This window comes from Plasticicumulans sp., assembly GCF_035331805.1.
Lineage (GTDB): Bacteria > Pseudomonadota > Gammaproteobacteria > Competibacterales > Competibacteraceae > Plasticicumulans.
Genome location: NZ_DAOLKE010000001.1, coordinates 75,661 through 85,384, shown reverse-complemented (window position 1 = coordinate 85,384; position 9,724 = coordinate 75,661). Strand labels below are relative to the sequence as shown.

Genomic DNA, 9,724 nt, shown 5'->3' with positions numbered 1-9,724 from the left:
TGCGCGGCGCGTTCACGCTGCGCAAGCCGCTCTGAGGCCGGCCTTGCCGCAGCGGGGAGCGAAGGTTTCCGGCAGCGGCTGCATGGCCTGACGCTCCTGCGGCGCGCGCAGGGCCGGGCGTGCGCTGCGATCGCAGCAGGATGATCTGCAGCGCGCCGCCTGATGCGACCGGGCTTAAGCCGGCTTCAAGCCGTCGGGGACGCGGCGGGCGTAGCATGGCTGCATCCTTTCCCTGCGCCCGTCCGAGGTCGTCCCGATGTCATTGCGCCCGCGTGCCTCGCTGCTGCCGCGCCTCGCCGTGCCGCTGTTCGCCGGCCTGCTGTCCGTGTCCTTCGTCGCGAGTGCCGCGCCGCCTCCGCCGGCCGAGCCGGCGAAGCTGCACGCGGCGATGGAGGCGCTGAAGCTCGCGCAGCGCGATCTGGAGGCGGCGCCGTCCGATCACGGCGGGCATCGCAACAAGGCGCTGCAGCTGATCGAGCGCGCGCTCGAACAGTGCGAGCGCAGCGCCGAATCGCTGCGTCAGGCGCACTGAGCGCCGATTTCCGGGCCTGCGGGCCGGCGGCGTTCGTGCGCTCAGCCGGTCGCGGCCGCTTCGCCGGCCGTGCCGCGCACGCAGGCGGCGATGCGCAGGCCGATGTCGCGGGCATGATCGCCGATGCGCTCCATGGCCTTCAGCGCGCTGGCGAGCTGCATGCCGGCGCCGATGCCGCGCGGATGCTCGGCCATCCACGCGACCAGCGTCGCCAGCCGCGCGTGATATTCGGCATCCAGCCGCCGGTCGTCCTCGACCAGTCGCGCCGCAGCCGTGGCATCGACCGCATCGAGGGCCGAACGCGCCTGCGCGAGCATGTCGCCGACCTGTGCCAGCAGCGGGCGCACCGCCGCATCGAGCAGGCTGCGCGGGCAGGGCGTGCCGGCGAGCGCGACGGTGGCGGCAGCGAGCTTGCCGGTCTCGTCGCCGATGCGCTCCAGATGGCGCGCGGCATCGGCGAGCGCCAGCACCAGGCGCAGGTCCGAGGCCACCGGCGCGCGCAGCGCCAGCAGCAGCAGCAGCGCGCGTTCGATCTCGGCATCGAGCTCGTCGATGCAGCGCTCGCCGTGCGGCCAGCGGGCGGCGATGCCGGCATCGAGCGCGAGCAGTGCGGCGGCGGCGGCCTCGAACTGCGTCGCGGCCAGGCTGCCCATGCGCGTCAGCAGGTCGCGCAGGCTGGCCAGGCGCTCGTCGTAACTGCGCACGAGGTGGGGTTCGGTCGTGAAGCTCATGGTGGCAATCCGCAAGGCAGGGACTGGAACGGCCGGGTCGGCCGCCGCATTATTGCGCTGCAACATGACAAGCCCGTGACCAGCGCAGGACGCCGGGGTGGCAGGTGTATTTTCATCTGACGCAATGCTTTTCACGATGGCATGTGCCCCGTAGACTCGCCGCTCCCGCTTCCAGACCCTTCCGGAGTCCCACCATGTCCAGCGTCCCCGGCGCGGCACCACCGCCGGCGTTCCTGTTCGGCGGCCTGCGCGAACACGCCACCCGCCGCGTGCTCGACCACGAAATCCATGCCCGGCCGTCCGAGGAACTGCGCGCCCCGGCGCGCGCCTCGCATCTGGCCGTGCTGTCCGGCCCGGACGGCGCGGCGGCCGATCGCGCCCACGTCGCCGAGCTGTGCTGGCGCTACGGCGTCGAGCCGCCGGCCTCGAACGAGGTGTTCCACGCCATCGACCTCGGGCCGCTGCGCCTGCGCTGGGAGCGGCACACCGAGTTCTCGTCCTACACCTTCCTGCGCGCCGAGCCGGATCAGGACGACCCGTTCGCGGCGCCGCCGATCGCCTCGGTGCCCTCGGACTGGCTCGCCGGCCTGCCCGGCGAGGTGCTGGTCGCCACGCACGTGATCCTCGAATCCGGCGGCAGCGCCGGGCGCGATCTCGCCAACATGCAGGCGGTGTTCGGCACGACCAACATCGCCGGCAGCCGCGTGCTCGGCGGCGCGGCCGTGGCCTGGAGCGACTTCCGCATCCATCCGGACGGCTTCGACCGGCTGCTGGTCGCCGATCACGGCCTGTCGCCGCGTCAGGCCGGGCGGCTGGTGCAGCGCCTGCTGGAGATCGAGACCTACCGGATGCTGGCGATGCTCGGCTTCCCGAATGCCCGGCGCAGTTCGCAGGAGCTCAACGGCGTCGAACGCCGGCTGGCCGAGATCACCGGACGCATGACCGGCAACGAGGCCCCGGACGCCGAGGCGAAGCTGCTGACCGAGCTCTCCGACCTCGCCGCCGAGGTCGAGCGCGGGGCGGCGACTTCGACCTACCGCTTCGCGGCCAGCCGTGCCTACCGCACGCTGGTCGAGCGGCGCATCGAGGAACTGCGCGAGGAGCGCATCGAGGGTCTGCAGACGCTGGAGGAGTTCATGGAGCGGCGGCTGGCGCCGGCGATGCGCACGGTCGAGGCCGTGCGCGAGCGCCAGAGCCAGCTGTCCGAGCGCGTCGCGCGGGCGACCGGGCTGCTGCGCACGCGCGTCGACGTGACGCTGCAGCAGCAGAACCAGGCGCTGCTCGCGTCGATGAACCGCCGCGCCGACCTGCAGCTGCGGCTGCAGGAGACGGTCGAGGGCTTGTCGGTGGTCGTGCTCAGCTACTACCTGGTCAGCCTGCTCGGCTATCTGGTCAAGGCGCTGTCGAAGGCCGGACTGCCGCTGAGCCCGGAGATCGTCTCCGGGGCCGCGGTGCCGGTCGCGCTGGCGGCGCTGACCTGGAAGATCGGCCGCATGCGCAAGGCGCTCGCGCACTGATGCCCCCTCCGGCCCTTCGTCGCGGATCCTCAGCCGAGCAGGCGCTTCAGCTCGGCGACACCGGCGAGGTGGCCGGCGAGCTTCACGACGCCGTCGACGGCGAGGGCCGGGGTCTGCATCACGCCGAAACCGGCGATGCGCGCCGGATCGGTGATCTTCTCCAGCTCCCAGTCGAGGCCCAGCTCGTCGGCGGCCTGCGTCGCGTATTCGGCGAGCTTGCGGCATTTCTGGCAGCCGCTGCCGAGGATCTGGATCTTGCGTCGGTTCATGGCAGGCCTCCGCAGCCGGTCGGTGACCGGCCTCGTCACAGCACGAGATTGAACACGTAGCCGACCAGCAGGATGCCGGTTGCGACCACACCGGTGAACACCGCGATCAGTCGCGGTTTCAGCACCTTGCGCAGGATCACCAGCTCGGGCAGCGACAGCGCGACGACCGACATCATGAACGCCAGTGCCGTGCCGAGGGCCGCGCCCTTGGCGAGCAGCGCCTCGACCACCGGCACGATGCCGGCGGCATTCGAGTACATCGGCACGCCGAGCGCGACGGCGAGCGGCACGCTCCACCACGCCTCGCGGCCCATCAGCGCCGCCATGAAGTCGGTCGGCACGTAGCCGTGGATGCCGGCGCCGACCGCGATGCCGGCGAGGAGGTAAGGCCAGACCCGCCCGACGATGTCGCGCACGGCGGCGCTGCCGGCGCCGAGATGTGCATTCCAGCCGACCGGGCCGGAAAGACCGGCCGCGGCGGTCGTGGCCGGGCAAGTGCGCACCCAGTCCTCGACGCTGCCCTCCATGCCGATGCGACCGATGATCCAGCCTGCCCCGAGCGCGACCGTCAGGCCGAGCGCCAGATACAGCGCCGCGATCCGCCAGCCGAACAGCGCGAACAGCAGGCCGAGCGCGATCTCGTTGACCATCGGTGCGGCGATCAGGAACGACAGGGTCACGCCGAGCGGCACGCCGGCCCCGAGGAAGCCGATGAACAGCGGCACGGCCGAGCACGAGCAGAACGGCGTGACCACGCCGAGTGCGGCGGCGAGGGCATTGCCGAGGCCGCCGCGTCGCCCGGCGAGCAGCGCCCGCGTGCGCTCGGGCGAGCAGTACGAGCGCACGATGCCCATCACGAACACGACGGCGCACAGCAGCAGCAGGACCTTCGGCACTTCGTACAGGAAGAAGCCGATGGCCGCCCCGGCCCGGCTGTCGGGCGCAAACGGCAGCCAGGCAGCCAGGGCCGCGGCGAGTGCCGGCAGCCGCTCGTACACGAACAGCCCCAGCACGGCGCCGGCCACGGCGATCAGGCTCGGGCCGCTGGCGCGCAGTCGCGCCTGCATCGACGACGGAACGGACGGAACGGTCTGCATCGCGGCGCTCCTGCATTTGTTTCGATATCCATAGAACAATGCAGGCAAGCGCGCGATGACCGGTGTCAATCGCTCCGGAGGTTGTCGTGCAGCCCGGCTTCAGCCCTGCAGATGCCCGGCGTGCCAGGCGAGGTGCTCGCCGATGAAGCTGGCGATGAAGTGGTAGCTGTGGTCGTAGCCGGGACGCAGGCGCAGATCGAGCGGGATGCCGCGCGCCGCGCAGGCGGCGGCGAGGTCGTCCGGGTGCAGCTGCTCGCCGAGGAACTCATCGGCCGTGCCCTGCTCGATGCGCATCGGCAGCGGCGCGGCGCCGTCCTCGATCAGGCTGGTCGCATCCCAGGGCCGCCACATGCGCCGGTCGGCACCGAGATAGGCCGTGAACGCCTTCTCGCCCCAGGGGCTCGCCGACGGATGGCAGATCGGTGCGAAGGCCGAGACGCTGCTGTAGCGCCCCGGATGGCGCAGGGCCAGCACCAGCGCGCCGTGCCCGCCCATCGAGTGGCCGCAGATCGCCCGCCGGCCCGGCTGCAGCGGGAACAAGGTCTCGGCGAGCAGCGGCAGTTCGAAGGCGACGTAGTCGTGCATGTGGTAGTGCGTGGCCCACGGTGCGCGGATCGCCTCGACGTAGAAGCCGGCGGCCTGGCCGAGGTCGTAGCCGGGATCATCCGGCACCTCGTCGCCGCGCGGGCTGGTGTCCGGAATCAGCAGCGCCAGGCCGAGTTCGGCGGCGTAGCGCTGTGCGCCGGCCTTGACGCGGAAGTTGTCGTCGGAGCAGGTCAGGCCCGACAGCCAGTACACGGCCGGCACCGGGCCGGCCTCGGCCTGCGGCGGCAGGTAGATCGAAAACGTCATCGGACAGGCGCAGCTTTGCGAGTCATGCCGCCAGCGTTCGAGCCAGCCTTCATGCTCGCGGATGCGTTCGAGGCGTTCGGGGGTCGACATCGGGGCGGGGCCTCGCGGCAGGTAAGGACGGGGAAAGCCGGGCGAAGCGGCGGCCGGTTCATTCAGAACACGATCACCGAGCGGATGCTCTTGCCTTCATGCATCAGCTCGAAGGCATGGTTGATGTCTTCCAGACCCATCGTGTGCGTGACCATCGGGTCGATGCGGATCGTGCCGTTCAGGTACTGATCGACGAAGCCCGGCAGCTGCGAGCGGCCCTTGACGCCGCCGAAGGCCGTGCCCTTCCAGGTGCGGCCGGTCACGAGCTGGAACGGCCGGGTGCGGATCTCGCGGCCGGCACCGGCGACACCGATGATCGTCGACACGCCCCAGCCCATGTGCGTGCATTCCAGGGCCTCGCGCATGACCTCGACGTTGCCGATGCATTCGAAGCTGTAGTCGACGCCGCCGTGCGTCATCTCGACGATGGCCTCGCGCGTGCTGACCGTGAGCGCCTCCGGGTTCACGCAGTCGGTGGCGCCGAGCGCGCGCGCCATGTCGAACTTGGCCGGGTTGGTGTCGATGGCGATGATGCGGCCGGCCTTCGCCATCACCGCGCCCTGGATCACGCTCAGGCCGATGCCGCCGAGCCCGAACACCGCGACCGTGCTGCCGGGCTCGACCTTCGCGGTGTTCAGCACCGCGCCGATGCCGGTGGTGATGCCGCAGCCGAGCAGGCAGACCTTGTCGAGCGGGGCGGCCGGGTTGATCTTCGCGAGCGCGATCTCGGGCACGACCGTGTATTCGCTGAAGGTCGAGCAGCCCATGTAATGGAAGATCGGCTTGCCGTCCTTCGCGAAGCGGCGCGTGCCGTCGGGCATGTAGCCGGTCCAGACCGTCGCGGCGATCGACTGGCAGAGGTTGGTCTTCGTCGAGGCGCAGTACTCGCAGTGACCGCATTCGGGGATGTACAGCGGGATCACGTGATCGCCGGGCTTCAGGCCCTTCACGTCCGGCCCGCACTCCTCGACGATGCAGCCGCCCTCGTGGCCGAGCACGCACGGGAAGACGCCCTCGGGGTCGTCGCCGGACAGCGTGAAGGCATCGGTGTGGCAGACCCCGGTGGCGACCGTGCGCAGCAGCACTTCGCCGGCACGCGGCCCCTCGACTTCGATCTCGGTGACCGAGAGCGGCTTCTGCGCTTCCCAGGCAACGGCGGCACGGGCTTTCATCGGCAGGCTCCTCGTGTGGGGCGATGCCCGCAGGCATCGGGCGGCCGCGGACGGCTCGAACCGCTACAGGCTAGACGGCAGCATCGGGGATGCGCAGGCGACCGCCGGCCCCGGCACGCCGGGGAATGGCCGGTCTCTGCAGGACTGCGGGCGGCGGGCGCCGGTTCCTGTCAGGCTGGATACCCGTCCGCCACCGCCGCCGGAGGCCTTCGCCGATCATGTCCCCTGCCCTGCGCCGCTGGCTGCCCTTCCTCGCCTGGCCGCGTCCGACGCGCGCGACACTCGCTGCCGACCTGCGCGCCGGGCTCGCGGTCGGGCTGGTGCTGATCCCGCAGGCGCTCGCCTACGCGACGCTCGCCGGCATGCCGGCGCAGACCGGGCTGTACGCGGCGCTGCTGCCGGCGGTGGTCGGCTGCCTGTGGGGCTCGTCGCCGCTGCTCGCCGCCGGGCCGGTGGCGCTGACCAGCCTGCTGAGCTTCGGCGCGCTGCAGCCGTTCGCGGCGCCGGGCAGCAGCGGCTGGGTGGCGGCCGCGGTGTGGCTCGCGCTGTACGCGGGCCTGATGCAGTGCGCACTCGGGGCGCTGCGCCTCGGGGTGATCGCGAACCTGGTCTCGGGGCCGACGCTCGCCGGCTTCATCCATGCGGCGGCGCTGATCATCATCGCCACGCAGCTGCCGGCGCTGCTCGGCCTGCCGCCCTGGGGGGCGTCGCTGTCCGGCTGGCCGGCGCAGGTGGCGGCGCGCCTGCAGCAGGCGCCCGGCGCGGTGGCCGTGTCCGCGGCCTTCGGGCTCGGGGCCCTGCTGCTGCTGCTGTGGCTGCGCCGGCACCGGCCGCACTGGCCGGGCGTACTGCTCGTCTGCGGGCTCGGCATCGTGCTCAGCCACTTCAGCGCTTACGCAGGCCATGGCGGGGCCGTGATCGGCAGCGTGCCCGAGGCGCTGCCGCAGCTGTCGCTGCCACCGGCGCTCGATTTCGGGACGCACCGGGCGCTGCTCGCGCCGGCGCTGGTCGTGGCGCTGGTCAGCTTCACCGAGGCGATGTCGAGTGCGCGCACGCTGGCGCGCCGGCGCGGCGAGCGCTGGAACGAGAATCAGGAGCTGATCGGTCAGGGGCTCGCCAAGATCGCGAGCGCCGCCAGCGGGGCGTTTCCGGTCAGCGGCTCGTTCTCGCGCTCGGCCCTCAATGAATACGCCGGCGCCCGCACGGCCTGGTCGACGCTGTTCGCCGCCGCCTGCGTGTTCGCGTTCCTGCTCGCCGGCACCGCCGTGCTCGCGCCGCTGCCGCAGGCGGTGCTGGCGGCCGTCGTCATCGTGCCGGTGACCGGGCTGATCAACGTGGCCGGCCTGCGGCGCATCGGGCGGCTGGCGCGCGACGACGGCCTGGTGGCGCTGATCACCTTCGCGGCGACGCTGTTCGCGGTGCCGCAGCTGCACTGGGGCGTGCTCGCCGGCCTGATCGCCGGCCTCGCGGCCTCGATGCTGCGCCGCAGCCAGCCGCGCATCGTCGAACTCGGCGTGCTGCCCGATGGCCGGCTGCGCGCGCGCGAGCGCTACGGCCTGCCGCGGCCGGCGCCGGACCTGATCGTGCTGCGCCCGGACACGGCGCTGGTCTACGCCAGTGCGGCGGCGGTCGAGCGCGCGGTGCTCGATCACGTCGATGCCGGCGTGCAGCGCGTGCTGCTGGTCGGCACGGCGATCAATGATCTCGATGTCACCGGCCTCGATACCTTGCGCGAGCTGCGCCGCACGCTGGCGGCACGCGGCACGACGCTCTATCTCTGCCGCATGAAGCTGCCGGTCTGGCGGCTGCTGGAGCGCGCCGGCGTGCCGGCGGAGTTCGGCGAAAACCGCTGTTTCCGCACCGAGCGTCAGGCGATCGCGGCGCTGACCGGCGAAAACCCTGCGCCGGCTGCGGCCGATCGCCCGCATCCGTAGTACGGTGCAGGTCCGCATCGCCGCCGGAGAGCCGCCGATGAAGCGCATCCTGATCGCGCACCGCACCGAATACCGCTATCCCGAGCCGGTCCGGCTCGGCCCGCACCGGCTGCTGCTGCGCCCGCGCGAGGGCCACGAGGTGCGCGTCGAACGCTCGCGCCTCGACATCACCCCGGCCGCGCAGCTGCGCTGGTGCCGCGATGCCGATGACAACTCGGTCGCGATCGCGCACTTCCCGCAGCCGGCCGGACGGCTCTGCATCGACAGCGAAGTGGTCATCGAACACCACGACGATGCGCCGCTCGACTTTCTGGTCGAGGACTACGCGCTGCACTACCCGTTCGAGTACGCAGCGGCCGAACGCACCGACCTGCAGCTGGCGAGCACGCCGGTCTATCCGTCCGATCGCGCCGTGGTGGCGGCCTGGGTCACCGGACTCGGCATCGGGGCGGGGACGCTGGAAACCTACGTGCTGCTCGACCGGCTGAACCGCGCCATCTGCGGGCAGCTGGAATACGGCATGCGCGAGGAGCCCGGCGTGCAGTCGCCGGCCGAAACGCTGCGCCTCGGCACCGGCTCCTGCCGCGACTACGCGACGCTGTTCATCGAGGCCTGCCGCGGCCTCGGGCTGGCGAGCCGCTTCGTCAGCGGTTACCTGCACACCTCCGAGACCGCCGCCGGCCATGCCTCGACCCACGCCTGGGCCGAGGTCTACCTGCCGGGGCCGGGCTGGAAGGGCTTCGACCCGACCGGCGGCGTGCTGACCGGCAGCGACCACATCCCGGTTGCGGTCGCCCGCCACCCGGAGGCGATCCCGCCGGTGTCAGGCAGTTTCTACGGACCACCGGATCTGCAGGCGGACATGCAGGTCGACGTGCGCGTGGCGGCGCTCTGAGGCTGTGCCGGCAGCCCCACCGCATCCTGTCCGCAGCCACCGCGAGGGAACCGCCGATGAACACCGCCGCCCGCCTCGCCGAACGCCTGCTGCCGCTGCTCGCCGCCACCCGCCAGCCGCGGGCCGCGAACAGCGAGACCCCCGCGCTGCCGGCCGACGAAGCCTTCCTCGCCGTGCGCGGGCCGGAGCGCTGGCTGGCGCTGAACGGCGCCAGCCGTGCCGCGGCGCAATCCCTCGGCGAGGCGCTCGCCGGCGACGATGCCGCGGCGCTCGAAGCCGCACTCGATGCGCTGGTCGCCAGCACCGGCGACTGGCTGGCGCTGCACGCCGAGCTGATGCAGTCCGAAGCCACCGATGCACAGCTCGCCGAAGGCCGGCGCCTGGCGCTCGCCGTCGTGGCGCGGGCGCTGTCGGATCTGGCGCTCTGGCTCGCCCGCGTGCTCGCCGGCCTCGAACGCCAGCCGCCGGCACCACTGCCGCCGCTGCGCCTGCACGCGCAGGCCGAGGTGCTGCGCTGGGCGGCGTGGGACGGACGGCGGACGCTGACGCAACCGCTGCCGGCGCCCGGCGATGGATCAGCCGGATCGGGCTGGATCCATCAACTGCGACGCTGGCTGTCGTCGCACTTCTAACCG

Annotated in this window: 10 protein-coding genes; 5 read left to right on the top strand and 5 right to left on the bottom strand. The window is 72.3% G+C overall.

The window, feature by feature from the left end:
• The first annotated feature begins 256 nt into the window (after positions 1-256).
• Complete coding sequence (locus PKE44_RS00005) at positions 257-532, top strand: hypothetical protein (protein ID WP_324547636.1); 276 nt, start codon at positions 257-259, stop codon at positions 530-532.
• Positions 533-573: 41 nt separating this feature from the next.
• Here the strand turns inward: PKE44_RS00005 and phoU are convergent, their stop codons facing one another.
• Positions 574-1,263 (bottom strand): phosphate signaling complex protein PhoU, encoded by a 690-nt coding sequence (gene phoU / locus PKE44_RS00010; RefSeq protein ID WP_324547637.1) that lies wholly within the window; start codon positions 1,261-1,263, stop codon positions 574-576.
• A 194-nt stretch (positions 1,264-1,457) separates the two neighbouring features.
• On the opposite strand from phoU, the gene PKE44_RS00015 reads away from it, so the two are divergent.
• Entirely contained in the window at positions 1,458-2,780 is a 1,323-nt protein-coding gene (locus PKE44_RS00015; protein WP_324547638.1) for a DUF3422 domain-containing protein, read from the top strand.
• Positions 2,781-2,809: 29 nt separating this feature from the next.
• Here PKE44_RS00015 and PKE44_RS00020 read toward each other — a convergent pair whose 3' ends face one another.
• The 4 genes from PKE44_RS00020 to PKE44_RS00035 form a co-directional block, all read right to left on the bottom strand.
• Positions 2,810-3,049, bottom strand: coding sequence for a thioredoxin family protein (locus PKE44_RS00020; protein WP_324547639.1), 240 nt, complete (start codon positions 3,047-3,049; stop codon positions 2,810-2,812).
• A gap of 35 nt (positions 3,050-3,084) precedes the next feature.
• Positions 3,085-4,116: a permease gene (locus tag PKE44_RS00025; RefSeq protein WP_324547675.1), complete on the bottom strand. Its 1,032-nt coding sequence runs from the start codon at positions 4,114-4,116 to the stop codon at positions 3,085-3,087.
• Positions 4,117-4,245: 129 nt separating this feature from the next.
• Positions 4,246-5,088, bottom strand: a complete 843-nt coding sequence (fghA, locus tag PKE44_RS00030; protein ID WP_324547640.1) for an S-formylglutathione hydrolase — start codon at positions 5,086-5,088, stop codon at positions 4,246-4,248.
• 62 nt (positions 5,089-5,150) lie between these two features.
• Positions 5,151-6,260: an S-(hydroxymethyl)glutathione dehydrogenase/class III alcohol dehydrogenase gene (locus PKE44_RS00035; protein ID WP_324547641.1), complete on the bottom strand. Its 1,110-nt coding sequence runs from the start codon at positions 6,258-6,260 to the stop codon at positions 5,151-5,153.
• 218 nt (positions 6,261-6,478) lie between these two features.
• Between PKE44_RS00035 and PKE44_RS00040 the strand changes: the two genes are divergently transcribed.
• The 3 genes from PKE44_RS00040 to PKE44_RS00050 are packed head-to-tail and all read left to right on the top strand — an operon-like array spanning position 6,479 to position 9,721.
• Positions 6,479-8,194 carry a SulP family inorganic anion transporter gene (locus PKE44_RS00040; RefSeq protein ID WP_324547642.1) on the top strand — a complete coding sequence of 572 codons (1,716 nt, stop codon included), beginning with the start codon at positions 6,479-6,481 and terminating at the stop codon, positions 8,192-8,194.
• Positions 8,195-8,231: 37 nt separating this feature from the next.
• Complete coding sequence (locus PKE44_RS00045) at positions 8,232-9,089, top strand: transglutaminase family protein (protein ID WP_324547643.1); 858 nt, start codon at positions 8,232-8,234, stop codon at positions 9,087-9,089.
• Positions 9,090-9,145: 56 nt separating this feature from the next.
• Entirely contained in the window at positions 9,146-9,721 is a 576-nt protein-coding gene (locus PKE44_RS00050) for a hypothetical protein (protein WP_324547644.1), read from the top strand.
• Positions 9,722-9,724: the final 3 nt, after the last annotated feature.

What these genes read in the sequence shown, in the direction of transcription:
- PKE44_RS00005 (WP_324547636.1), top strand. Translation starts at nt 257, where the DNA reads ATGTCATTGCGCCCGCGTGCCTCGCTGCTGCCGCGCCTCGCCGTGCCG.
- PKE44_RS00020 (WP_324547639.1), bottom strand. Translation starts at nt 3,049, where the DNA reads ATGAACCGACGCAAGATCCAGATCCTCGGCAGCGGCTGCCAGAAATGC.
- PKE44_RS00015 (WP_324547638.1), top strand. Translation starts at nt 1,458, where the DNA reads ATGTCCAGCGTCCCCGGCGCGGCACCACCGCCGGCGTTCCTGTTCGGC.
- fghA (WP_324547640.1), bottom strand. Translation starts at nt 5,088, where the DNA reads ATGTCGACCCCCGAACGCCTCGAACGCATCCGCGAGCATGAAGGCTGG.
- phoU (WP_324547637.1), bottom strand. Translation starts at nt 1,263, where the DNA reads ATGAGCTTCACGACCGAACCCCACCTCGTGCGCAGTTACGACGAGCGC.
- PKE44_RS00035 (WP_324547641.1), bottom strand. Translation starts at nt 6,260, where the DNA reads ATGAAAGCCCGTGCCGCCGTTGCCTGGGAAGCGCAGAAGCCGCTCTCG.
- PKE44_RS00025 (WP_324547675.1), bottom strand. Translation starts at nt 4,116, where the DNA reads ATGCAGGCGCGACTGCGCGCCAGCGGCCCGAGCCTGATCGCCGTGGCC.
- PKE44_RS00045 (WP_324547643.1), top strand. Translation starts at nt 8,232, where the DNA reads ATGAAGCGCATCCTGATCGCGCACCGCACCGAATACCGCTATCCCGAG.
- PKE44_RS00050 (WP_324547644.1), top strand. Translation starts at nt 9,146, where the DNA reads ATGAACACCGCCGCCCGCCTCGCCGAACGCCTGCTGCCGCTGCTCGCC.
- PKE44_RS00040 (WP_324547642.1), top strand. Translation starts at nt 6,479, where the DNA reads ATGTCCCCTGCCCTGCGCCGCTGGCTGCCCTTCCTCGCCTGGCCGCGT.